A 21,987-nucleotide genomic window follows, 5' to 3' on the forward strand; every position below is an offset into this window, starting at 1 on the left:
GCCTGATTGGCGGGTTTCATGGCGTGGGTAAACGGGATGCGGCACGGATTGCCCGCGCAAACGATCAGACCAAGGGTTTGTGCCTTTTTTTTGTGCGTAACGATGAATAAAAGGGCAAATGTCATGCTGACAGGCACCGAAGTCCTGACCACCGCCCAAATGCGCGCCATCGAGTTTGCGGCAATGTCCAGCGGGCAGGTGACGGGGCTGGAGTTGATGGAGCGGGCAGGACGTGCCGTCGCGGGCCAGATTCGGCTCCGCTGGCCCACGGGGGGACGCGCGACGGTGCTGTGCGGTCCGGGCAACAATGGCGGCGACGGCTATGTCGTGGCGCGGCTGCTGCACCTGGCAGGCTGGCGGGTGCGGGTGCTGGGGATGGAGAACACGCCGGGACCGGATGCGGTCGAGATGAAGCGGCGGTGGCTGGAGATTGGTGGGATCGCGCCGCTGACCGAGCAGGAGTTGCGGAGCGGGGCGGAAAACGATGTCTATGTCGATGCGATCTTCGGGACCGGCCTGACTCGCGCCCCTGAGGGAGAGGTCGCCCAGGTTCTTGGGCATCTTGGCGGATCGGGCGGCGATACAGGCTATTATCGGCCCCGCCTGGTGGCGGTCGATTGTCCCAGCGGGATGTGCATGGACGCCGGCGTTCCCTTGCGCAATTCCGGTAACGGCGGCGCGTTTGTTCCCCGTGTCCGGCTGACCGTGGCCTTCGACAGCCCGAAACCCGGCCATCTGATCGGCCTTGGTCCTGCTCTGTGCGGCGAGCTGGTTGTCGCCGATATAGGTTTGACCAGCTGGAGAGCACGCCGTCTCGACAGCCAAGGCCAGCCACCCGCCCGGCTGGAGGCAATCTGGCCAAGGTTCGGCATTCCACACACAAGGCGGACCGGATCTTTGCCAGGGGGGCAACTGCCAAAACACTCTGCTGCAAGCCCGCACAAATACAGCCACGGACACGCCCTGATCCTTGCCGGAGGCCCGGCCCAGGGCGGTGCCGCCCGCCTGTCGGCCCGGGCCGCCCTGCGCATCGGCGCGGGCCTTGTCACCATTGCCCCGCCGCAAGACGCGCTGCCGGATCATGCAGGCCAGCCGGATGCCCTGATGCGGCGCGGCATTGACGGCTCCGATGCCCTGCGCGACCTGCTGGCCGACAAGCGCATCAACGCACTTTGCATCGGGCCAGGCTGCGGCATCGACCGCGCGGCTGGCCTGCTGGCCGAGGCCTTACTGGCCCGCCGCCCTGTCGTCCTGGATGCCGATGCACTGACTGCCGTATCGCGCGAACCAGTTCTTGTCGCTGCGCTTCACGGGCACTGCGTCCTGACCCCCCACATGGGGGAATTCGCGCGGCTGTTTCCCGACCTCGCAGGGCGGCTGTCGGAAACCCCGGCCCGCGGCCCCGCCTATTCCAAAATCGATGCCGCCCGAGATGCCGCCGCCCGTTGCGGCGCCGTGATCCTGCTGAAAGGCCCGGACACGGTGATCGCCGCCCCTGATGGCCGCGCCCGCATTCATTCCGCCTTCGACATCCCCTGGCTTGCCACCGCAGGCGCGGGTGACGTGCTGGCCGGGATCATCACCGGCCTGCTGTCGCGCGGATTGCCGCTCCTTGACGCCGCGAGCACGGCCACGCTGGTCCATGCCAAGGCCGCGCGCCTGTTCGGGCCCGGCCTGATCGCCGACGACCTGCCCGAGATGATCCCGCAGGTCCTGCGCGACATGGGCGCCTAGAAATCCCAGTCCTCGTCCTCGGTCGCGACCGCCTTGCCGATCACATAGGACGACCCGGAGCCGCTGAAGAAATCGTGGTTTTCGCTGTCGGGCGACAGCGCGGCCAGGATCGCGGGGTTCACCTCGCAGACCGATGGCGGGAACAGCGCCTCGAAGCCCAGGTTCTGCAAGGCCTTGTTGGCGTTGTAATGCAGGAAGGCCTTCACGTCCTCGGTCAGGCCGATCCCGTCATAGAGTTCCGCCGTATAGCGCTGCTCGATGTCGTAAAGCTCGAACATCAGCGAAAAGGCGAAGTCCTTCAACTCGGCCCGACGCGCCTCGGTCTCGCGCTCAAGCGCCCGCTGGAACTTGTAGCCGATGTAATAGCCATGCACCGCCTCGTCGCGGATGATCAGGCGGATCAGGTCGGCGGTGTTGGTCAGCTTGGCGCGGCTCGACCAGTACATCGGCAGATAGAAGCCCGAATAGAACAGGAAGCTTTCCAGGAAGACCGATGCGATCTTGCGCTTCAGCGGATCGCTGCCTGGCTTGTATTCTTCCAGGATCAGCCGCGCCTTGGCTTGCAGATGCGGGTTTTCCTCGGCCCAGCGGAAGGCCTCGTCCACTTCCTTAGTCAGGCACAGGGTCGAGAAGATCGAGGAATAGGACCGCGCATGGACCGCCTCCATGAAGGCGATGTTCGACAGCACCGCTTCTTCATGCGGGGTGATTGCGTCGGGCATCATGGACGGCGCGCCGATGGTGTTCTGCACCGTGTCCAGCAGCGTCAGCCCGGTAAAGACGCGGATCGTCAACTCGCGCTCGGCCGGGCGCAAGGTGGCCCAGCTTTGCACATCGTTGGACAGCGGCACCTTTTCGGGCAGCCAGAAGTTCACCGTAAGGCGGTTCCAGACCTCCAGATCCTTCTCGTCGTCCAACCGGTTCCAGTTGATCGCGCGCGCGACCGTCTGCATCACTTGATCCTTCATCGCGAAGAACCCCTCTCTTTGCTTTGGCTTAAATATCCTGGGGGTCCGGGGGCTGGCCCCCGGCCTTGGCTCAAAGAGTGCAGGACACGCAGCCCTGGACCTCGGTCCCCTCCAGCGCGGTCTGGCGCAGGCGGATGTAGTAGATGGTCTTGATGCCCTTCTTCCAGGCATGGATCTGGGCGCGGTTGATGTCCCGCGTCGTCGCCTCGGCCGGGAAGAACAGCGTGAGGCTCAGACCCTGGTCCACGTGCTCGGTCGCGGCGGCATAGGTGTCGATGATCGCGTCCGGGCCGATCTCGTAAGCGTCGCGGTAATATTCCAGGTTGTCGTTCGACATGAAGGCGGCGGGGTAATAGACGCGGCCAATCTTGCCTTCCTTGCGGATCTCGATCTTGGACACGATCGGGTGGATCGAACTGGTCGAGTTGTTGATATAGCTGATCGACCCGGTCGGCGGCACCGCCTGAAGGTTGCGGTTGTACAGCCCGTGCTGCATCACATCGGCCTTCAGCGCGGCCCAGTCGTCGCGCGTGGGCAGGGTCATGCCTTCGAACACGCGCGCGACATCGGGCAGCGTGGGCAGCCAGTCGCGGTCGGTGTATTTGTCGAAGAACGTCCCGTCGGCATATTTCGACTTGTCGAAATCCTTGAAGGTCCGGCCATGTTCCTGCGCCAGCAGGTTCGATGCGCGAATCGCGTGAAAGGCCACGGCCGCGAAATAGACCGACGTGAACTCCACCCCCTCGGGCGACCCGTAATGGATCCGCTCGCGCGCCAAAAAGCCGTGCAGGTTCATCTGGCCCAGGCCCACGGCATGGGCCTCGTCATTGCCGCGCCGGATCGAGGGCACTGCCTCGATGGCCGACATTTCTGAAACAGCGGTCAGGGCGCGGATCGCGGCCTCGATGGTGGCGCCGAAATCGGGGCCGTCCATGGTCGCCGCGATGTTCAGCGATCCCAGGTTGCAGGAAATATCGGTGCCCAGGTGCGAATAGGACAGATCCTCGTTGAACTCGGAGGCCTCGTTCACCTGCAGTATCTCGCTGCACAGGTTCGACATGGTGATGCGGCCATGCACGGGATTGGCGCGGTTCACCGTGTCCTCGAACATGATATAGGGATAGCCGCTTTCGAACTGGATCTCGGCGATGGTCTGGAAGAACTCGCGCGCGTTGATCTTGCGCTTCTTGATGCGCTTGTCGTCCACCATCTCGGCATATTTTTCCGTGACCGAAATCTCGGAAAATGGCACCCCATAGACCTTCTGCACGTCGTGGGGCGAGAACAGGTACATATCCGCGTTCTTCTTGGCCAGTTCGAAGGTGATGTCGGGGATCACCACGCCAAGGGACAGCGTCTTGATGCGGATCTTCTCGTCCGCGTTCTCGCGCTTGGTGTCCAGGAAGCGCATGATGTCGGGGTGGTGGGCGTTGAGATAAACCGCCCCCGCCCCCTGCCGCGCGCCAAGCTGGTTGGCATAGCTGAACGAATCCTCCAGCAGCTTCATCACGGGGATGACGCCCGATGACTGGTTCTCGATCCCCTTGATGGGGGCCCCGGCTTCCCGCAGGTTGGTCAGCATCAACGCCACGCCGCCGCCGCGCTTGGACAGTTGCAGCGCCGAGTTGATGGACCGGCCGATGGACTCCATGTTGTCCTCGATCCGCAAGAGGAAGCACGAGATCAGCTCTCCCCGCGACTTCTTGCCGGCGTTGAGGAAGGTCGGCGTCGCCGGCTGGAAGCGGCCCGACAGCATCTCCTCCATGAAGCGCATGGCCAGCGCCTCGTCCCCGCGGGCCAAGGCCAGGGCGACCATGACCACGCGGTCTTCATAGCGTTCCAGGTAACGCTGCCCGTCGCGGGTCTTCAGGGTATAGCTGGTGTAATACTTGAACGCGCCCAGGAAGGTCGGAAAGCGGAACTTGCGCTTGAAGGCGGCGTCCCAGATCGCGCGCTGGAAGTTCTTGGAATACTGGTCCAGGACCTCGGGCTCGTAATAGCCTTCCTCGACCAGGTAATCCAGTTTCTCGTCCAGCGAATGGAAGAAGACGGTGTTCTGGTTCACGTGCTGCAGGAAATACTGCCGCGCCGCCATGCGGTCGGCGTCGAACCGGATGCGCCCATCGGCGTCATACAGGTTCAGCATCGCGTTCAGCGCGTGGTAATCGAGTTCAGGCTTCAGGCCGTCAAGCATTCCAACCCCCGGAATTGATGAAGGCCCGTGCGGACCTTTTGAATGTCGGTGTCCGTCCCCGCCAGCTCGAATCGCCACAACACGGGAACAGTGCATTTCTCGGCAATCACGCGCGCGGCCAGGGCATAGGTCGCGCCGAAGTTGCGGTTGCCCCCGCCGATCACGCCGCGCAACAGCGCCCGGCGGCGGGGGTCGTTCAGGAAGTGGATCACCTGCTTTGGCACCGCGCCCCGCCCCTGCCCATCGGCATAGGTTGGGCAGATCAGCACAAAGGGCGCATCCACGACCGGCATCGGATCGGCGGGCCGGATCGGGATCCGCAGCGCCGGCAGATCCAGGCGCGCCACAAACCGCGCCGTGTTGCCCGATGCCGAGGAATAAAAGACCAGCCCCACCATGACCGGCTTAGGCCAGGCGGCCGATCATGTCGGGCCGGAACCCCGCCCAATGGGCATCGCCCGCGATCACCACAGGGGCCTGGCGATAGCCAAGCGCGGTCACACGCTCCATCGCTGCCGTGTCCTCGGTCAGGTCGATCACGTCATAGGACAGGCCGCGCGCATCCAGGGCACGGGTCGTCGCGGTGCACTGCACGCAGGCGGGTTTGGAATAAACGGTGATGGTCATGCCCACTGCTCCTTCGTTTTGGACAAAAGAAGGCGTCATGGCCGCAGGGGGCACCCCGCAGGCCACAGCGCCGGACCCTTGCCCGGTGTCATTTCTGTCTTGGCCTGCTCTGGCCCCTTGCCGATAGCTTGCCGGGCCCGCCAGTCGGTCGCAATCAGGGACTTTCCAGACCAGAAGGACGGTAACCCGCCCTGCCGCAATGGAAATCACAAAACCGCGTCTCGACCACAGGATATAGACACGAACATCCTCAAATCGTCAACATATGGTTATCGCTTGACAGGCGATTCGGTTCCGTCTTTTCGCGATATGTCGCCAAATTGCCGCACCGGATTTTTCCGGAAGCCAGGATTGCCGCAGGACTGCCCGGCGATGTCTCAATCACGCGACACAAGGTCGCAATCCGGCCACGGCCAAGTCGCAATTGCGCTAATTTGCACCCCATAACAGCCAGCACCTCTATGGGTCCAGACATGAATACGACCTCGACCGCCAGCCTGATCGCAGAACGCATCCCTGGCTTTTCCCTGCCGCGCGAGTTGTATTGCGGCCAGCAGGCCTTCCAGGACGACCTGGAACAGATCTGGTATCGCGAATGGCTTTTCGCCGGGCCGTCCTCCGAGATTCCCAAGACCGGCAACTACGTCACCATGAACGTGGGCGCCTATCCGGTGGTCGTGATCCGCGGCGCCGATGGGCGTGTGCGCGCCTTTCACAACGTCTGCCGCCATCGCGGCCAGCGGCTGTGCGCCAAGACCAGCGGGTCCAACCCGAAACTGGTCTGCCCTTATCACCAGTGGACCTATGACCTGGATGGCAAGCTTCTGTACGCCCGCGACATGGGCGAGGATTTCGACGCCAGCAAATACGGGCTGAAGCCGGTCCATTGCGTCGATCTGGGCGGCATGATCTTCATCTGCCTGGCCCAGATCCCGCCCGCGATCAACGACCTGGCCGCGAACCTGACGCGCTATGTCGCGCCGTCTGCCATCGCCGACAGCAAGGTCGCCTTCTCCTCGACCATCGTGGAAAAGGGCAACTGGAAGCTGGTGATGGAAAACAACCGCGAATGCTATCACTGCGGCGGCTCGCACCCCTCGCTGTGCCGGACCTATTCCGACGATCCGCTGATGACGGTGATGGAAGGCCCGAATTCCGCCAGCCCCGAGATCCTGGACCATTGGGCGCGCTGCGACGCAGCCAACCTGCCGTCGCGGTTCACCAATGCGCCGGACATGCAATGGCGCATGGCGCGCGTGCCGCTGATGGACAATCAGGAAAGCTTTACCATGTTGGGCAAGGCGGCGGTCACGCAGCGGATGGGGTCGATCCCCTGGAACGACGCGGGCAGCCTGATGTTCTATCACTTCCCGTCAAGCTGGAACCACTTCCTGCCCGATCACGCCATCGTCTTCCGCATCCTGCCGCTCAGCCCCACGGAAACCGAGGTGACGTCCAAATGGCTGGTCCACAAGGACGCGGTGGAAGGCAAGGACTATGACCTCAAGGCCCTGACCGAGGTCTGGCTGAACACCAATGACGAGGATCGCCAGGTGGTCGAGGAAAACCAGCGCGGCATCCTGTCGCCCGCCTATCAGCCCGGACCCTATTCGCCGACGCAGGAAGCGGGCGTCATCCACCTGATCGATTGGTATTGCGGGCTGATGGCGCGCAGGCTGACCCCCACAAGCGTCGCGGCGGAGTAAGACAGGCATGAAGAAGCCACGCCTGAACTGGGCCGCCGAGCCGTGGTCCGACGACGAAATGCTGGAATGCACGATGGTGGTGCCGGAAACGCCGGACACGGCCAGCTTCACCTTCCGGGCGCCGTCGGGGGCGTGGTTCGATTACCAGCCCGGCCAGTTCATCACGCTGGACCTGCCCGTCGATCCCGCGCGCGGGCCGGCGGGCAATGTCCAGCGGACCTATACCATCTCGTCCTCTCCCTCGCGGCCCTTGTCGATCTCGGTCACGGTCAAGGCTCAGCCGGTGTCGGTGGGGACGCGGTGGATGCTGAACAACCTCAGGCCCGGCGTGCGGATCAAGGCATACGGGCCAAGCGGCATCTTCACCTTCCACAACCATCCGGCCCGGAAGTACCTGTTCATCTCGGCCGGGTCAGGCATCACGCCGATGATGTCCATGGCCACCTGGGCCTGGGATTCGGGCCAGGCGCCCGACATCGCCTTTGTTCATGCCGCGCGGCGCCCGTCCGACATCATCTTCCGCAGCCGCCTGGAACAGTTCGCCAGCCGCACCCCCGGCCTAGCCCTGCATTTCACGGTCGAGGAACAGGACAGCTTCGGCGCCTGGCCCGGGTATCGCGGGCGGCTGAACCAGATCATGCTGGGCCTGATGGCGCCCGATTACCTGGAACGCGAAGTGTTCTGCTGCGGCCCGGAACCCTTCATGCTGGCAGTGCGCGAGATGCTGGTCTCGCTGGGCTTCGACATGGACCATTACCACCAGGAAAGCTTCGGCGCCCCCATCAGGACCGAAGCCGATGCCCCGGTCATCGACGACATCGCCCCCGAGGAAGGGGCAAAGGCCCAGATCACCTTTGTCAGCAGCGGCGTCACCGCCCCTTGCGCGGAAACCGACACGGTCCTGGCTGTCGCCAAGCGGTCGGGGCTGAACATTCCGTCAGGCTGCACCTTCGGGCTGTGCGGCACCTGCAAGATCAGGAAACTGTCGGGCGAGGTTCACATGGTCCACAACGGCGGCATCAGCGACGACGATATCAACGAGGGTTACATCCTGGCCTGCTGTTCCCACCCCATGGGCCGGATCGAGGTCGAGGTCTGAGCGCAGCCGCGTCGCGGCCCGCGCGTGCCTTCTGGTTCCGATAACGGAAAAGTTGGATAAATCCTCCCGCTGCGGGCAATCTGGTCTTGATCTTGCTTGGGGCGAAAGGCATTCGGGTTCTTGTTCCCGAATGCCTCGTGCAGCTTGTCCTCCGTGCCTGGAAGGTCAGGGCTACGCGGCCATGTGCCGGGAAAGGCGTCATATTTACTGAGGTGAGGGCAAGGCGACAATGGCCGAACACAATCTGTTCCTGTTGCTGGCTTGCCTTCCCTTCGCGACCTCGCTGATCCTTTGGACCCTTCCGCAATCCGCGCGCGGCGCATCGACCTGGCTGTCGGGCCTGTCGCTGGCGGCGGGGCTGGCGATCCTGGCGGGGTTCCTGCCGGGCATCCGCGGGGGCGGCGTCCTGCGCGCCAGCATGGAATGGGTGCCCTCGCTGGGGATGAACCTGGCCCTGCGCATGGACGGCTTTGCCTGGCTGTTTACCACGCTGGTGCTGTCCATCGGCATCCTGGTGGTGATCTATGCGCGCTATTACATGGGTCCGGGCGATGCCCTGCCGCGCTTTTTCGCGCTGCTGATGGCCTTTACCGGGGCAATGCAGGGGATCCTGATTTCCGGCAACGTGCTGGGAATGGTGGTCTTCTGGGAACTGACATCCTTCATGTCCTTCCTGCTGATCGGCTTCTGGCACCAGGGGGCTGCCGCGCGGGACGGGGCGCGGACCGCGCTGATCATCACCGCGCTTGGCGGGCTATGCCTGTTGATGGCCATGCTGATGCTGGGCCAGGTCGCCGGCAGCTATGACCTGGGGATCATCCTGCGGTCGGGCGACGCCATCCGGGCGCATCCCTGGTATGGTGCGATCCTGGGCCTGTTCCTGCTGGGCGCCTTTACCAAGTCGGCGCAGTTCCCGTTCCATTTCTGGCTGCCCGGTGCCATGGCGGCGCCGACGCCGGTATCGGCCTTTCTGCATTCCGCGACGATGGTGAAGGCGGGCGTGTTCCTGCTGGTGCGGTTTTCCCCCGTCCTGGGCGGGACCGAGGCCTGGTTCTATGTCGTCACCAGCATCGGCATGGCCACGCTGATCCTGGGGGCGGCGGTGGCGCTGTATCGCCACGACCTGAAGGGGCTGCTGGCCTATTCCACGATCAGCCATCTGGGCCTGATCACCGCGCTTGCCGGGATCGGCGGGCCGGTGGCGATCCTGGCCGCGATATTCCACATCTGCAACCATGCGGTCTTCAAGGCATCCTTGTTCATGGCGGCGGGCATCATCGACCACGAAACCGGCACGCGCGACATGCGCCGCCTGTCCGGGTTGTTGCGGCCCATGCCGATTACCGCAACACTGGCCATCGTCGCCGCCGCGGCAATGGCCGGGGTGCCGCTGCTCAATGGCTTCCTGTCCAAGGAAATGTTCCTGGCCGAGGCGGTGGACTGGCACAACGGCACCTGGCTGGACAACGCCCTGCCCTATTTCGCCATTGTTGGCAGCACCCTGTCGGTTGCTTACTCGCTGCGCTTCATCGCGACCGTGTTCTTCGGCCCGCAAGCAACCAACCTGCCGAAAACCCCGCACGAGCCGCCCGCCTGGATGCGCCGCCCTATCGAGCTGCTGGTGATGATCTGCCTGTTGGTGGGTATCGTCCCGGCACTGACGCTTGGTCCCGCCGTCAATGCGGCGGCGCGGTCGGTGGCGGGTCTAGATATGCCTTACTACAAGATTGCAGTCTGGCATGGGGTGAACGCGCCCCTGATGCTCAGCCTGGTGGCCTCGGGGGTCGGGGCGCTGATCTATGCGTTCAGCGCGAAATCCATCCCTGCCGGTCCCGAAGGCCCGTTCCTTTTGCACCGGCTGCGCGGGCAGCGCATCTATGACTGGCTGCTGTTCCGCCTGACCTGGCGGCTGCCGCGCCTCGCCCACGGCCTGCTTTCGACCGAGGCGTTGCAGCCGCAACTGCGCCTGCTGGTGCTGATCGCCATCGCGGTCGCGGAGGCATCGCTGTGGACGGGGCTGACCTGGGCGCCCGAACTGCGGCTGCTTGCCCCGAACCCGGCATTCGCGATGCTGTGGACCGTCGGCGCCGCCTGCGCCATCGGGGCTGCCTGGCAGGCCAAGTATCACCGCTTTGCCGCCCTGGTCCTGGTGGGCGGCGCGGGGGTCGTGACCTGTCTGACATTCGCCTGGTTCTCGTCGCCCGACCTGGCCCTGACGCAGTTGCTGGTCGAGGTGGTGACGACGGTCCTGCTGCTTCTGGGCCTTCGCTGGCTGCCCAAGCGCCGGTCCGAGATCGCCGAGGACAAGCTGCTGCCCGCCAAGATCCGCCGCAGTCGCGACCTGGTAATTGCCGTCGCGGGCGGCTTGGGCATGGCCTCCATCGCCTTCGCCGTGATGACGCGCCCGGTGGTCAGCAATGTGGGCGACTGGTTCCTGGGCAACGCCTATTACGAAGGCGGCGGCACCAATGTCGTGAACGTGATCCTTGTCGATTTCCGGGCCTTTGACACCTTTGGCGAAATCGCCGTGCTGGCGATCGTGGGGCTGACCGTCTATGGCCTGCTGCGCCGGTTCCGCCCCGCCCCCGAAAGCGTAGAGGCCCCCTATCAGCAGACTGTGGACGACAGCCCGTCGCTGGACGATTACCTGTTCGTGCCCTCGACCGTGATGATCTGGATGTTCCCGATCCTTATCATGGTGGCCGGATATTTCTTCTTCCGGGGCCATGACCTGCCGGGCGGGGGCTTTGCCGCAGGCGTGACATTGGCCATCGCCTTCCTGATCCAGTACATCGCCACGAACGTCCGCTGGGTCGAGGCGCGCATCACCGTTCTGCCGATCCGCTGGATGGGCTTTGGCCTGCTGGGGGCGGTGTCCACCGGCATGGGCGCCTGGCTGTTCGGCTATCCATTCCTGACGGCCTATGCGCGCTATGTCCATGTGCCGCTGGTGGGCGACGTCCCGGCGGCGACCGCGCTGCTGTTCGACATCGGGGTCTTTTCCACCGTGGTCGGCGCGGTCGTGCTGATGCTGATCGCCATCGCCCACCAGTCGCTGCGTGCCAGCCGCAGGCGCGAAGCGGACGAGATCGCCGCCAAGAAGGAAGCCGCCTGATGGAGATCATCCTGTCCGCGGCCATCGGCATCCTGTCGGCATCCGGCATCTGGCTGCTGCTGCGGCCGCGCAGTTTCCAGGTGGTCATCGGGCTGTGCCTGCTGTCCTATGCGGTCAACCTGTTCATCTTTTCCATGGGCCGCCTGACGCCGGGCGCGCCGCCCATCATGCCCAAGGGGGGCTTCGTCGATCCCACCCTGTATGCCGACCCCCTGCCCCAGGCCCTGGTGCTGACGGCCATCGTCATCAGCTTTGCCACCACGGCGCTGTTCCTGGTGGTGATGATCGTGTCGCGCGGGCTGACCGGCACCGACCATGTCGACGGGAAGGAGCGCAGCCAGTGATCGGCGAACATCTTATCATCGCGCCCATCCTGATCCCCTTCGTCGCGGGCGCGCTGATGCTGCTTTACGACGACCGGCAGCGGCAGGCGAAATTCTGGCTGAGCCTGATTTCGGTCGCGGCGCAACTGCTGATCGCCGTCGAGCTGGTGGTGCGCGCCAAGACCGGCGGCGATATCAGCGATGCCGAGGGGATCAGCTTCTATCTGCTGGGCGACTGGTCCGCGCCCTATGGCATCGTCTTGGTGCTGGACCGGCTGGCGGCAATGATGCTGGTCCTGACCGCGCTGCTGGCGATCCCGTCGCTGGTCTATTCCGGCGCGGGGTGGGCCAGACAGGGTCCGCATTATTATTCCTTGTTCCAGTTCCTGCTGGTCGGCCTGAACGGCGCCTTTCTGACCGGCGACATCTTCAACCTGTTCGTGTTCTTCGAAATCCTGCTGGCCGCGTCCTATGGCCTGCTGCTGCACGGATCGGGGCAGTTGCGGGTTCGGGCGGGGCTGCATTACATCGCGATCAACCTGGCCGCATCCCTGCTGTTCCTGATCGGGGTCAGCCTGATCTATGGCGTCACCGGCACACTGAACATGGCGCATCTGGCGAACCTGGTGTCGTCGATGCCGGGCGAGGATCGGCCCCTGCTGCACGCGGGCGTGGCGATCCTGGCGGTGGCCTTTCTGGTCAAGGCGGGCAGCTGGCCGCTGAACTTCTGGCTGCCTACCGCCTATATGGCCGCCGCTGCCCCGGTCGGCGCGATGTTCGCGATCATGACCAAGGTGGGCGTTTACGCGATCCTGCGGCTGGCGATGCTGCTGTTTGGGGAAACCGGCGGCGCATCGGCGGGTTTCGGGGCAAGCATCCTGATCGTCCTGGGGATGATCACGGTACTGTTCGGGCTGCTGGGCATCCTCGCCTCGCAGGGCCTGGGGCGAATGGCCGCGCATTCGGTGCTGATCTCGTCGGGGACGGTGCTGGGAATCACCGGATTTGCGCTTGCGGGCGGCGGACAGGCGATGCTGGCGGGCGCGCTGTATTACATGGTCGGGTCGGTGCTGGCGACCGGCGCGCTGTTCTTGCTGATCGAGCCGATGAACCGCGAGGACGGCGGCATCGCCGCCATGCTGGCCTTGACCGCCGACGCATACGGCGTCGACGACAGCGACCTGGACGAGGTGCCGGACGTGGGCCTGGCGATCCCGGCGACGATGACCGTTCTCAGCATCTGCTTTGCGCTGTGCGTGCTGATGCTGGCGGGCTTGCCGCCGCTGCCGGGCTTTATCGGCAAGATCGCGATGATCCAGCCGCTGATCGCGCAGTCCGCATTGCCGGCGGGCCTGGCCTGGGCCTTTGTCGCGCTTCTGATCCTGTCCGGTTTCGCCACGCTGATCGGCATGGCGCGGATCGGCATCCAGACCTTTTGGGCCAATGACATCCCGCTGCCGCGCGTCCTTGCCCTGGAGATCGCCCCGGTGATCGCGCTTTTGGTGATCCTGTCCCTGATCAGCTTCCGGGCCGAGGCGATGCTGCGCTATACCACCGGCACCGCCCATGCGCTGCACGATACGGCGGCCTATGCCTATGGCGTCTTTGCCACGCCCCGCGCCGCCGACCGGCCCGAGGACGAAACGGATGCCGGGGAGGACCAGCCATGAAACGGCTGTTCCCCCATCCGGTCCTGTCGCTCTGCATGATCGGCCTGTGGCTGATGCTGACACGCTTTTCGCTGGGCTATCTGATCCTGGGAACGGGTTTGGCTCTGATCGCGGGCTGGGCCTATGCCGCGCTGCATCCCGCCACGCCCCGGATCCGGCGCTGGCGGACGATTCCCCGGCTGTTCGTGACCCTGATCGTGGACGTGATCCGGTCGAATATCCAGGTCACCCGGCTGCTGCTGACCGAAGGACGCGGCACGCGCAAATCGGCCTTTATCCAGATCCCCCTGACGGTCAGGGACGAAAACGCCCTGGCGCTGCTGGCGATCATCCTGACGGCGACGCCCGGCACGGCCTGGCTGGAATACGGATCGGACACCGGCATCCTGACCCTGCATATCTTCGATGGCAGCCAGGCCGATCATTACCACGAGATGGTCGGCCAGACCTATGAACCCATGCTGATGGAGATCTTCGAATGAGCGAGATTATCCTGTCTCTTGCCCTGGCTTACGCCCAGATCGCCCTGGCTCTTGCGGGCTGTCTTGTCGGCACGCGGCTGTTGCGCGGCCCGCGTGCGCAGGACCGGGTTCTGGCGCTTGATGCGCTGTATGTCTCCATCATGCTGCTGTTCCTGGTGACGGGCATGCAGCTTGGCACCGCCTTTTTCTTCGAGGCGGCCATGGTCATTTCCATCATGGGTTTCGTGTCCTCGGTCGCGCTTGCCAAGTTCCTGTTCCGCGGCGAGGTGATCGAATGAGCCCGCTGCAAGCCGTCCCCCTTGTCGTGGCGATCCCGGTCGCCTTTTTCGTCGTGCTTGGCGCGACCTTGACCCTGATCGGCGCGCTTGGCTTTGCGCGGCTGCATTCGTTCTATGACCGGCTCCACGCTCCCACGCTGGCGACCAGTTGGGGAACGGGCAGCCTGATCATTGCATCCGCGCTGATGTTCAGTTTCATCGACGGGCGGGCGATCGTGCATGAATTCGTGATCGGCTTCTGCATCGTCGTGACGGCGCCGATCACGCTGATGATGCTGGGCCGGGCGGCCCTGGAACGCGACCGGGCCGAGGGGTCCGACATCCTGCCCCCCGAAATGCGGACCCGCCCCGAGCAGGGCGACAAGACGGCCCAGGGCTGACATGCGCGCCCTGTTTGCAGCCGTCGCCTTGTCCCTGGCCACCGCCATGGCCCAGGCGGATGCGCCGCTGATCGTGCTGGACCAGACCCGATTGCCCTTTGACCTGGGTCCGGGCCATCCGGCCAACAACCCGGCAAGCCCCGCCAATTCCCCCAATGCCGCCTGGAATTCGTCGGGCAATACCGCCAATGCCGGCACCACCTGGCAGAACCGGCCCGGCAATCCCGATAACGAACGGCGCCTGATCATCACCGCCGACGGCAATGTCCTGGGATATTACGCGGCCAATCCCGGCGGCGTCCTGAACCTGTTCGACGTGAACGGCCGGCGCATCGCCTATCGCCCCGCCACCGGCACGCGCAGCCTGTTCACCGTGACAGGCCAGTGGTGCGGCACGGTCGATGGCGGGCGCGCCGATTTCGTGCTGGCCGTCACGCCCGCCTGCGCCGCGCGGTTTTCGCGCTGACCGACGCAAATCCGACACGTTCCTGCCCTAGACGAACCCTGCATTGCCCGGAGTTGAGACCATGACCGACGCACCAAAGGACTGGCTGGAAGCCGAGCTTATGGAAACCCTCGACGAGGATTACGAGATCGAGTTGGAAGACGCCGTCCTGTCCGAGGAAATCCGCCGCATCTATCGTGACAAGCGGCCCGAACAGATGGACCGGAAACTGTATTTCCGCGAATTGCTGCGCCTGCAGACCGAGCTGATCAAGCTGCAGGACTGGGTTTCCCATCACAAGGAAAAGGTCGTCGTTATCTTCGAAGGCCGCGACAGCGCGGGCAAGGGCGGCGCGATCAAGCGCATCACCCAGCGGTTGAACCCCCGCGTGGTGCGCACCGTGGCCCTGCCCGCCCCGTCCGACCGCGAAAAGACCCAGTGGTATTTCCAGCGTTACGTCCCGCATCTGCCCGCAGGCGGCGAGATCGTGCTGTTCGACCGCAGCTGGTACAACCGCGCGGGCGTCGAACGCGTGATGGGCTTTGCCACCGACGACGAGGTGGACCAGTTCTTCCAGGACGTTCCCGAATTCGAACGGATGCTGGTCCGGTCGGGGATCCGGCTGGTGAAATATTGGTTTTCCATTACCGACGAGGAACAGCAGATGCGCTTTCTGATGCGCATCCACGACCCGCTGAAGCAATGGAAGCTGTCGCCCATGGATCTGGAATCTCGCGTCCGCTGGGAAGCCTATACCAAGGCCAAGGAGGATATGCTGGAACACACCAACATCCCCGAGGCGCCCTGGTATATCGTCCCCGCCAACGACAAGAAGCGCGCCCGCCTTAACTGCATGAGCCACCTGCTGGATCTGGTCCCCTATACCGATGTCCCGTCGGAAGAGGTGACCTTGCCCGACCGAGTGTTCAACCCGGACTATGAACGCGACGTGCTGTCACGCGAACTGTATGTGCCGCAACGATATTGACGCGCCAGAGGCCGCCGATCCTCTTGCCCTTTGGTCAACGTGCGGTACAACAAAAGAATAGTTGCGTCCTTAATCCTTGAATGTTGTCCATGGCATCGTAAGGTGGGGAATGTTTCGCAATCTGTTGAACCGCCTGTTCACGGAAGACCCCGATCCGCGGCCCCTGGTTGCGGAAGACGCCGAGGTTGCGGTGGCCGCCCTGCTGGTACGCGTGGCGCGTTCGGACGATCATTACAATACGGCCGAAAAGCGGCGCATCGACGAAGTCCTGGCCCGGATCCATGGCCTTGGTCCGGTGGATGCCGCCGAACGCCGGGCCGTGGCCGAGATGATCGAGGCCGAAGCCCCCGACACCGTGCGCTTCACGCGCCTGATCAAGGAGCGTGTTTCGATCGAGGATCGGGCCGCCATCATCGGCGCCCTGTGGGAAGTCTCGCTTGCCGACAATCACCGCTCGGCCAATGAGGAAACGGCGATACGCCTGGTTGCCAGCCTTTTGGGCGTGACAGACCGCGATTCCGCCGTCCAGCGCCAACGGGTCGCGGGCGGGCGCTAGAACCCCAGCCTGTCGCGCAGCCCGTACCAGGCCATGCCGGCCACCAGCAGGGGGCTGCGCAGCATGGAGCCGCCCGGAAAGGGCCGGGTCGGGATCGCCGCCATCGCGTCGAAACCGTCACCCTGCCCCGCCACCGCATCGGCCATCAGCTTGCCCGCCAAGGTTGCAAGCGCCACCCCATGCCCGGAATAGCCGCCCGCCGACAGGCAGTTCGCAGCGGGCCGGGCGAAATGCGGCATCCGGTTCATGGTGATCGCCAAGGTGCCGCCCCAGGCATGGGTGATGCGAAGATGGGCCAGTTGCGGATAGACCGACAGCAGATGCGGGCGCACCAGGGCGGCAATGTCGCTGGGAAAGCGATAGCGGACAGTCTCGCCCCCGCCGAAGATCAGGCGGCGCTCGTCGTCCAGCCGCCAGTAATTGACCACGAACTTGGTATCGGCGGCGGCCGTGCGCCGGGGCAGAATCTCGGGGAAGTCCCTGCCCAGGGGTTCGGTCGCGACGACATAATTGTTGATCGGCATGACCCGCGCCGCGACCCGCGCATCCAGGCGGCCCTGATAGCCGTTGCCCGCAAGGATGACGTGATCGCAGACGATCCTGCCCGTGTCGCACAGCACGCGGCTTTTGGTCGTTGCCGTCCCATGTTCGATCCGATGGACATGGCTGCCCTCGTGGATGCGCACGCCCGCCGCCGCGGCCTGACCCGCCATGCCCAGCGCCAGGTTCAGCGGATGCACGTGTCCAGCACCCCAATCCACGTCACCACCGGCATAGGCCGTGCTGCCCAGATGCGCGGCCATGCCTTCGCGGTCCAGGGGCTGCACGCGGTCGTAATTGTAATGCGCCGCAAGATGCGCGGCCATATGGGCGCTGTGAGCAACCTCGGACAGGCTGCGGCAGGCATGGGCCACGCCGTCGCGAATCGACACATTGGACTCGGCCGCTAGGGACCGGACAAGCGTCTTGGCATCCTCGGCCAAGGCCCACAGCCGCCGGGCGGTGTCTCGGCCAAAGCGGCTTTCCAGCCAATCGACTTCTTGGCGCTGGCCCGATCCGATCTGCCCGCCATTGCGCCCGGATGCCCCAAATCCGACGCGATGCGCATCCACCAGCACCACGTCCCGACCCGCCCGCGCCAGATGCAGGGCGGCGGACAAGCCGGTATAGCCCGCGCCAACCACAGCCACGTCCGCCCGCGTTTCCCCCTTCAGCGGCGGGAAACGGTCCAGGGCCGTGCAGGTTTCGGCATAAAGGCTGGGCGGATATTCCCCGCGCCGGTCGTTGGCGTAAAGCAGCTTCATACGTTCAGCAAAAGGTGTTCGCGTTCCCAGGGGCTGATGACCTGCAGGAATTCCTTGTATTCGTTGCGCTTGACTGATTCGTAAACTGCCGTGAAATCCTCGCCCAGGACGCCGCGCATGGGCGCGCTGTCGGACATGATGTCCAGCGCATCGCCCAGGTTATAGGGCAGTTCGTCCTGCGACGACATATAGGCGTCGCCCAGGCATTCCCCGCGGGGGTTTTCCCCCTCCACCAGGCCCAGGTAACCGCAGGCCAAGCTGGCTGCGATGCCCAGGTACGGGTTGCAATCCATCCCTGCCAGCCGGTTTTCGACGCGCCGCGCCTCGGGTGACGAAATCGGCACGCGCAGGCCGGTGGTGCGGTTGTCGCGGCCCCATTCCAGGTTGATGGGCGCGGCAAAGTCCGGGACATAGCGGCGATAGCTGTTCACATAAGGCGCCAGCAGCGCCACTGCGGCGGGCAGGTGTTTCTGCATCCCGGCGATGAAATGCAGGAACTGCGGGGTTTCCGCCCCCCTTTCATCCGAAAAGATGTTCCGGCCCGTCGCCACGTCGATGATCGAATGATGCAGGTGCATGGCGCTGCCCGGCTCGCCCTCGATGGGCTTGGCCATGAAGGTGGCAAAACAATCATGGCGCAGCGCGGCTTCGCGGATCAGGCGCTTGAAATAGAAGATCTCGTCGGCAAGGGCGACGGGATCGCCGTGGTTCAGGTTGATTTCCACCTGGCCCGCGCCGCCTTCCTGAAGGATGCCGTCGATCTCGAACCCCTGGGCTTCGGCGAAATCATAGATGTCGTCGATGACCTTGCCGTATTCATCGACCGCGGACATGGAATAGGCCTGCTTGGCCGCCGCCCGCCTGCCGGTCCGGCCCATGGGCGGGATGATCGGCTGGTTGGGGTCGATGTTGCGGGCGACCAGGAAGAATTCCATCTCGGGCGCGACGACAGGCTTCCAGCCCCGTTCGGCGTAAAGACCGACGATCCGCTTCAGCACATTGCGCGGCGCGATCGGCACCGGGTTGCCTTGCTGGTCATAAGCGTCGTGGATGACCTGCAGCGTCCAGTCGGCCGTCCAGGGGGCGGCGGTCGCGGTGCTGAAATCCGGGGTCAGGATCATGTCGGGTTCGGTGAACGCGCCCGCCGGGTTGTCGGCCCATTCCCCCGTGATCGTCTGCAGGAAGATCGAGTTCGGCAGATAGAACTTGTCCTGGCGCGCGAATTTCGACGCGGGCATGGCCTTGCCGCGCGCCACGCCAGCGATGTCGGCCAGGATGCATTCAACCTCGTCCAGGCGGCGGCCGGCCACGAAATCGCGGGCGGCCTGGGGCAAGCCATCGATCCAATCGCTCATGCGGCACCTTTGGCGATAGGGCGGGGCTGCTTGAAGAACGCCTCGATCCGGTCGGCCACCGCGCTTGATCCCCCGGCCTCTCCCATGCGGTCGATGGCACGGTCCATCAGTTCCTGCGGAACCCTGCCCTTGCCGCGCTTGTCCATCAGCCCGCGGATGAAGTCGTCGGTAAATTCCGGGTGGGCCTGCACGGTATAGGCCCGGTCGCCATAGATCAGGGCCGCGTTCTCGCAAAACTCGTTGCGGCCCGCCACCTGTGCGTCCTTGGGCAGCACCACCACCTGATCCTGGTGCCAGGCATTCAGCCGCACGGTTTCCCCGCCCAGATCGTAATCATGCGTGCCAACGGCCCAGCCGCCCGGATGCTTGACCACCGTGCCGCCCAGAGCCTGGGCGATGATCTGGTGGCCAAAGCAGATGCCGACCAGCGGGACGGCCGCGTCATAGGCGTCGCGGATAAAGCGTTCCAGCGGGCGGATGAAGGGGTGATCCTCGTATGCGCCATGGCGCGATCCGGTCAGCAGCCAGCCATCGGCGTCGTGGACAGATGCGGGGAACTCCATCGCCTCGACGTGAAAAGTGCGGAAATCAAAGCCGCGCCCGTCCAGAAGCCGGACGAACATATCGGGATAGTCGCCCATGTCCTGCTTCAATTCGGCGGGCGCCTGGCCGCATTGAAGAATGCCGATACGCATGAAGAACCTGCGGTGTTGCTGTCGGCCATGAAGGTAGTCGCCCGGACGGGGGGGCCGCAAGGGGGCGTTTTTCGCGGTTTCCCGGCAAGCCCCGAATAAGGATCAATAAATAATAATATTAATTTTCCATGTTTGATTTAATATATTCAGGTCCGACAGGATTTTTAAAATGGACTTTTTATCGAGTATATTTGTGGTTTCGGGATTGCATCTTGCCGTGGCAATGACGCCCGGTCCCAGCACCTTTGCAATATGCTGCGCGGCCAGCACCGGATCGCGCCGGGACGGGTTGTCCGCGGCTGCGGGCGTCGTGACGGCAACGGGCCTGTGGTTCGGCATCGCGCTGTTCGGGGCGGGCACGGTGATTGCGTGGAACAACCAGCTTTTCCTGGGACTTCGGGTGGTTGCCGCGTTGTATCTGATCTGGATCGGCTTGCGGATGCTGCTTGTGCCTGCGGTTCCGGGCAGGGCCAAGGTCGGGGAACGGCCGTTCCTTGTCGGGCTTGTGACGGCGCTTGCCAACCCCTTTGCCATCGCCTTCTGGCTTGGCACGTTTCTGACCGCATTGCCCGCGACGGCGCCCGACCATCTTTATGCGCGGATATTCGGGCTGATAATCTTGCAAAGCCTGATCTGGTATTCATCCCTGGCAATCCTTTTTTCAACTGCCATGCGCGGCAGGACATTCGGGACGACGCGCCTTTTGCGGGGCATCACGGCGGGGGCGATGATCGCGGCAGGGCTGAACGCGCTGATCCCCGGCTGATCCGCCTGCGGCCTTTGGCTGTCTGGCGCGGGCCGCCGCAGGGCGCTAGGCTGGTTCCGGTTTGACAGGAGGACGCGATGCCCCATCTTCACCCCGACATCGACCCCGAGGGCTTGGACGAATTCTCGGTCGTGTTCACCGACCGGTCGCTGAACCATATGTCCCAGCGGTTCCAGGGGGTGATGCGCGACCTGTCGGCGACCCTGCGCCAGGTTTACGGCGCCCATCAGGTTGCCATCGTGCCGGGCGGCGGCACCTTTGCGATGGAATCGGTGGCCCGCCAGTTCGGCACGGGGCATGCGCTGATCGTCCGCAACGGCTGGTTCAGCTATCGGTGGACCCAGATCTTCGACATGGGCGGCTTTGCGCGCGACACGACCGTGGCAATGGCCCGGCCCGTCGGGAACGAACCCCAGCCCGCCTATGCGCCCCCTCCGATCGACGAAGTGGTGGCGAAAATCCATGAAGCACGGCCCGATGCGGTCTTTGCGCCCCATGTGGAAACATCGGCCGGACTGATCCTGCCCGACGATTACATCCGTGCCCTGTCAGAGGCCGCGCATGACGTGGGCGCGCTGATGGTGCTGGACTGCATCGCCTCGGGCGCGGTCTGGGTGGACATGGGGGCGACGGGCGTCGATGTGCTGGTCTCGGCCCCCCAGAAGGGCTGGTCGGCATCCCCTGCCGCAGGTCTGGTGATGCTGTCGGAACGGGCAGCCCAACGGCTGGCACAGACCGACAGCAACAGCTTTGCCCTGGACCTGAAGAAATGGCGCGCGATCATGGCGGCGTACGAGGACGGCGGCCACGCCTATCACGCGACCATGCCGACCGATGCGCTGCTGGGCCTGCGCGACGCGATGGAGGAAACGCGCGCGATGGGATTCGATGCCGCCCGCGATGCGCAATGGCGGCTGGGCAATGCGGTGCGGGCGATGCTGGCCGAACGCGGGGTCCGGTCGGTCGCGGCACAGGGATTCGCCGCGCCGGGGGTGGTGGTCAGCTATACCGACGATCCCGATATCAAGAACGGCCGGAAATTCGCCGCCGAGGGGATGCAGATCGCGGCAGGGGTTCCCCTAGCCGTGAACGAGGGCGACAGCTTCTCAACCTTCCGTCTCGGCCTGTTCGGGCTGGACAAGTTGAAGGACGTGGACGGCACCCTGGCCCGGCTGCGGGCGGCAATGGACAAGGTGATCCCCGCCTAAACATTCCCTGGTTTCTGGCAAAGGCCCGCCCTGGTGGCGGGCCTTTTGGTTTGCCCGGGGAATGATCTTCTCCTCTGCCCCCTCATTTCAGCAA

General features: G+C 64.4%; 21 protein-coding genes. 14 read left to right on the plus strand and 7 right to left on the minus strand.

Features of this window, described 5'->3' with window-relative positions:
* Nucleotides 1–123 precede the first annotated feature (123 nt).
* Nucleotides 124–1,734: an NAD(P)H-hydrate dehydratase gene (locus Q5701_RS03610; protein WP_306753795.1), complete on the plus strand. Its 1,611-nt coding sequence runs from the start codon at nucleotides 124–126 to the stop codon at nucleotides 1,732–1,734.
* Here the strand turns inward: Q5701_RS03610 and nrdF are convergent.
* From nrdF to nrdH, 4 genes are all read right to left on the minus strand, one after another.
* Nucleotides 1,731–2,687: a class 1b ribonucleoside-diphosphate reductase subunit beta gene (nrdF, locus tag Q5701_RS03615; protein WP_373568612.1), complete on the minus strand. Its 957-nt coding sequence runs from the start codon at nucleotides 2,685–2,687 to the stop codon at nucleotides 1,731–1,733. The two genes, Q5701_RS03610 and nrdF, sit on opposite strands and share 4 nt — an antisense overlap.
* An 85-nt stretch (nucleotides 2,688–2,772) precedes the next feature.
* A complete protein-coding gene (gene nrdE, locus Q5701_RS03620) occupies nucleotides 2,773–4,896 on the minus strand; it encodes a class 1b ribonucleoside-diphosphate reductase subunit alpha (protein WP_306753797.1) in 2,124 nt (707 codons plus the stop codon).
* Nucleotides 4,881–5,294 carry a class Ib ribonucleoside-diphosphate reductase assembly flavoprotein NrdI gene (gene nrdI / locus Q5701_RS03625; protein WP_306753800.1) on the minus strand — a complete coding sequence of 138 codons (414 nt, stop codon included), beginning with the start codon at nucleotides 5,292–5,294 and terminating at the stop codon, nucleotides 4,881–4,883. The genes nrdE and nrdI overlap by 16 nt, the downstream gene beginning before the upstream one ends.
* 7 nt (nucleotides 5,295–5,301) lie before the next feature.
* On the minus strand, nucleotides 5,302–5,523 hold the full coding sequence (gene nrdH / locus Q5701_RS03630; RefSeq protein ID WP_306753802.1) for a glutaredoxin-like protein NrdH: 222 nt from the start codon (nucleotides 5,521–5,523) through the stop codon (nucleotides 5,302–5,304).
* Nucleotides 5,524–5,996: 473 nt separating this feature from the next.
* On the opposite strand from nrdH, the gene Q5701_RS03635 reads away from it, so the two are divergent.
* From Q5701_RS03635 to Q5701_RS03685, 11 genes are all read left to right on the plus strand, one after another.
* Nucleotides 5,997–7,229, plus strand: coding sequence for an aromatic ring-hydroxylating oxygenase subunit alpha (locus tag Q5701_RS03635; protein ID WP_306753804.1), 1,233 nt, complete (start codon nucleotides 5,997–5,999; stop codon nucleotides 7,227–7,229).
* A 7-nt stretch (nucleotides 7,230–7,236) separates the two neighbouring features.
* Nucleotides 7,237–8,328 carry an FAD-binding oxidoreductase gene (locus Q5701_RS03640; protein WP_306753805.1) on the plus strand — a complete coding sequence of 364 codons (1,092 nt, stop codon included), beginning with the start codon at nucleotides 7,237–7,239 and terminating at the stop codon, nucleotides 8,326–8,328.
* Nucleotides 8,329–8,557: 229 nt separating this feature from the next.
* A complete protein-coding gene (locus Q5701_RS03645; RefSeq protein ID WP_306753806.1) occupies nucleotides 8,558–11,443 on the plus strand; it encodes a monovalent cation/H+ antiporter subunit A in 2,886 nt (961 codons plus the stop codon).
* Nucleotides 11,443–11,787: a Na+/H+ antiporter subunit C gene (locus Q5701_RS03650; RefSeq protein WP_306753808.1), complete on the plus strand. Its 345-nt coding sequence runs from the start codon at nucleotides 11,443–11,445 to the stop codon at nucleotides 11,785–11,787. Before Q5701_RS03645 ends, Q5701_RS03650 begins: the two co-directional genes overlap by 1 nt.
* Entirely contained in the window at nucleotides 11,784–13,436 is a 1,653-nt protein-coding gene (locus tag Q5701_RS03655; protein WP_306753809.1) for a monovalent cation/H+ antiporter subunit D, read from the plus strand. The genes Q5701_RS03650 and Q5701_RS03655 overlap by 4 nt, the downstream gene beginning before the upstream one ends.
* On the plus strand, nucleotides 13,433–13,918 hold the full coding sequence (locus Q5701_RS03660) for a Na+/H+ antiporter subunit E (protein ID WP_306753810.1): 486 nt from the start codon (nucleotides 13,433–13,435) through the stop codon (nucleotides 13,916–13,918). Before Q5701_RS03655 ends, Q5701_RS03660 begins: the two co-directional genes overlap by 4 nt.
* Nucleotides 13,915–14,196: a K+/H+ antiporter subunit F gene (locus Q5701_RS03665; protein WP_234853574.1), complete on the plus strand. Its 282-nt coding sequence runs from the start codon at nucleotides 13,915–13,917 to the stop codon at nucleotides 14,194–14,196. The genes Q5701_RS03660 and Q5701_RS03665 overlap by 4 nt, the downstream gene beginning before the upstream one ends.
* Nucleotides 14,193–14,576: a monovalent cation/H(+) antiporter subunit G gene (gene mnhG / locus Q5701_RS03670; protein ID WP_306753812.1), complete on the plus strand. Its 384-nt coding sequence runs from the start codon at nucleotides 14,193–14,195 to the stop codon at nucleotides 14,574–14,576. Before Q5701_RS03665 ends, mnhG begins: the two co-directional genes overlap by 4 nt.
* Before the next feature lies 1 nt (nucleotide 14,577).
* Nucleotides 14,578–15,042 carry a hypothetical protein gene (locus Q5701_RS03675; protein WP_306753813.1) on the plus strand — a complete coding sequence of 155 codons (465 nt, stop codon included), beginning with the start codon at nucleotides 14,578–14,580 and terminating at the stop codon, nucleotides 15,040–15,042.
* Nucleotides 15,043–15,103: 61 nt separating this feature from the next.
* Nucleotides 15,104–16,009, plus strand: a complete 906-nt coding sequence (ppk2, locus tag Q5701_RS03680; RefSeq protein WP_306753814.1) for a polyphosphate kinase 2 — start codon at nucleotides 15,104–15,106, stop codon at nucleotides 16,007–16,009.
* A gap of 109 nt (nucleotides 16,010–16,118) precedes the next feature.
* The gene (locus tag Q5701_RS03685) at nucleotides 16,119–16,565 is read left to right on the plus strand and encodes a tellurite resistance TerB family protein (RefSeq protein WP_306753815.1); all 447 of its coding nucleotides are present in this window, start codon (nucleotides 16,119–16,121) and stop codon (nucleotides 16,563–16,565) included.
* On the opposite strand, the gene Q5701_RS03690 is transcribed toward Q5701_RS03685, so the two are convergent.
* The 3 genes from Q5701_RS03690 to Q5701_RS03700 are packed head-to-tail and all read right to left on the minus strand — an operon-like array spanning nucleotide 16,562 to nucleotide 19,919.
* On the minus strand, nucleotides 16,562–17,869 hold the full coding sequence (locus Q5701_RS03690; RefSeq protein WP_306753816.1) for an NAD(P)/FAD-dependent oxidoreductase: 1,308 nt from the start codon (nucleotides 17,867–17,869) through the stop codon (nucleotides 16,562–16,564). The two genes, Q5701_RS03685 and Q5701_RS03690, sit on opposite strands and share 4 nt — an antisense overlap.
* Complete coding sequence (locus Q5701_RS03695) at nucleotides 17,866–19,224, minus strand: glutamine synthetase family protein (protein WP_234853580.1); 1,359 nt, start codon at nucleotides 19,222–19,224, stop codon at nucleotides 17,866–17,868. The genes Q5701_RS03690 and Q5701_RS03695 overlap by 4 nt, the downstream gene beginning before the upstream one ends.
* Nucleotides 19,221–19,919, minus strand: coding sequence for a type 1 glutamine amidotransferase (locus Q5701_RS03700; RefSeq protein WP_306753818.1), 699 nt, complete (start codon nucleotides 19,917–19,919; stop codon nucleotides 19,221–19,223). Before Q5701_RS03700 ends, Q5701_RS03695 begins: the two co-directional genes overlap by 4 nt.
* A gap of 223 nt (nucleotides 19,920–20,142) precedes the next feature.
* Here Q5701_RS03700 and Q5701_RS03705 point away from each other — a divergent pair, with 223 nt between their 5' ends.
* On the plus strand, nucleotides 20,143–20,685 hold the full coding sequence (locus Q5701_RS03705; RefSeq protein WP_306755333.1) for a LysE family translocator: 543 nt from the start codon (nucleotides 20,143–20,145) through the stop codon (nucleotides 20,683–20,685).
* Nucleotides 20,686–20,762: 77 nt separating this feature from the next.
* Entirely contained in the window at nucleotides 20,763–21,893 is a 1,131-nt protein-coding gene (locus Q5701_RS03710; RefSeq protein WP_306753819.1) for an aminotransferase class V-fold PLP-dependent enzyme, read from the plus strand.
* The last annotated feature ends 94 nt before the right edge of the window (nucleotides 21,894–21,987 follow it).

Origin of the sequence: Paracoccus actinidiae (genome assembly GCF_030863885.1) — a bacterium.
Classification (GTDB): domain Bacteria; phylum Pseudomonadota; class Alphaproteobacteria; order Rhodobacterales; family Rhodobacteraceae; genus Paracoccus; species Paracoccus everestensis.

Coding starts and splice junctions, on each gene's coding strand:
- Q5701_RS03610 (WP_306753795.1), top strand. CDS start 124: ATGCTGACAGGCACCGAAGTCCTGACCACCGCCCAAATGCGCGCCATC.
- nrdF (WP_373568612.1), bottom strand. CDS start 2,687: ATGCAGACGGTCGCGCGCGCGATCAACTGGAACCGGTTGGACGACGAG.
- nrdE (WP_306753797.1), bottom strand. CDS start 4,896: ATGCTTGACGGCCTGAAGCCTGAACTCGATTACCACGCGCTGAACGCG.
- nrdI (WP_306753800.1), bottom strand. CDS start 5,294: ATGGTGGGGCTGGTCTTTTATTCCTCGGCATCGGGCAACACGGCGCGG.
- nrdH (WP_306753802.1), bottom strand. CDS start 5,523: ATGACCATCACCGTTTATTCCAAACCCGCCTGCGTGCAGTGCACCGCG.
- Q5701_RS03635 (WP_306753804.1), top strand. CDS start 5,997: ATGAATACGACCTCGACCGCCAGCCTGATCGCAGAACGCATCCCTGGC.
- Q5701_RS03640 (WP_306753805.1), top strand. CDS start 7,237: ATGAAGAAGCCACGCCTGAACTGGGCCGCCGAGCCGTGGTCCGACGAC.
- Q5701_RS03645 (WP_306753806.1), top strand. CDS start 8,558: ATGGCCGAACACAATCTGTTCCTGTTGCTGGCTTGCCTTCCCTTCGCG.
- Q5701_RS03650 (WP_306753808.1), top strand. CDS start 11,443: ATGGAGATCATCCTGTCCGCGGCCATCGGCATCCTGTCGGCATCCGGC.
- Q5701_RS03660 (WP_306753810.1), top strand. CDS start 13,433: ATGAAACGGCTGTTCCCCCATCCGGTCCTGTCGCTCTGCATGATCGGC.
- Q5701_RS03665 (WP_234853574.1), top strand. CDS start 13,915: ATGAGCGAGATTATCCTGTCTCTTGCCCTGGCTTACGCCCAGATCGCC.
- mnhG (WP_306753812.1), top strand. CDS start 14,193: ATGAGCCCGCTGCAAGCCGTCCCCCTTGTCGTGGCGATCCCGGTCGCC.
- Q5701_RS03675 (WP_306753813.1), top strand. CDS start 14,578: ATGCGCGCCCTGTTTGCAGCCGTCGCCTTGTCCCTGGCCACCGCCATG.
- ppk2 (WP_306753814.1), top strand. CDS start 15,104: ATGACCGACGCACCAAAGGACTGGCTGGAAGCCGAGCTTATGGAAACC.
- Q5701_RS03685 (WP_306753815.1), top strand. CDS start 16,119: ATGTTTCGCAATCTGTTGAACCGCCTGTTCACGGAAGACCCCGATCCG.
- Q5701_RS03690 (WP_306753816.1), bottom strand. CDS start 17,869: ATGAAGCTGCTTTACGCCAACGACCGGCGCGGGGAATATCCGCCCAGC.
- Q5701_RS03695 (WP_234853580.1), bottom strand. CDS start 19,224: ATGAGCGATTGGATCGATGGCTTGCCCCAGGCCGCCCGCGATTTCGTG.
- Q5701_RS03700 (WP_306753818.1), bottom strand. CDS start 19,919: ATGCGTATCGGCATTCTTCAATGCGGCCAGGCGCCCGCCGAATTGAAG.
- Q5701_RS03705 (WP_306755333.1), top strand. CDS start 20,143: ATGACGCCCGGTCCCAGCACCTTTGCAATATGCTGCGCGGCCAGCACC.
- Q5701_RS03710 (WP_306753819.1), top strand. CDS start 20,763: ATGCCCCATCTTCACCCCGACATCGACCCCGAGGGCTTGGACGAATTC.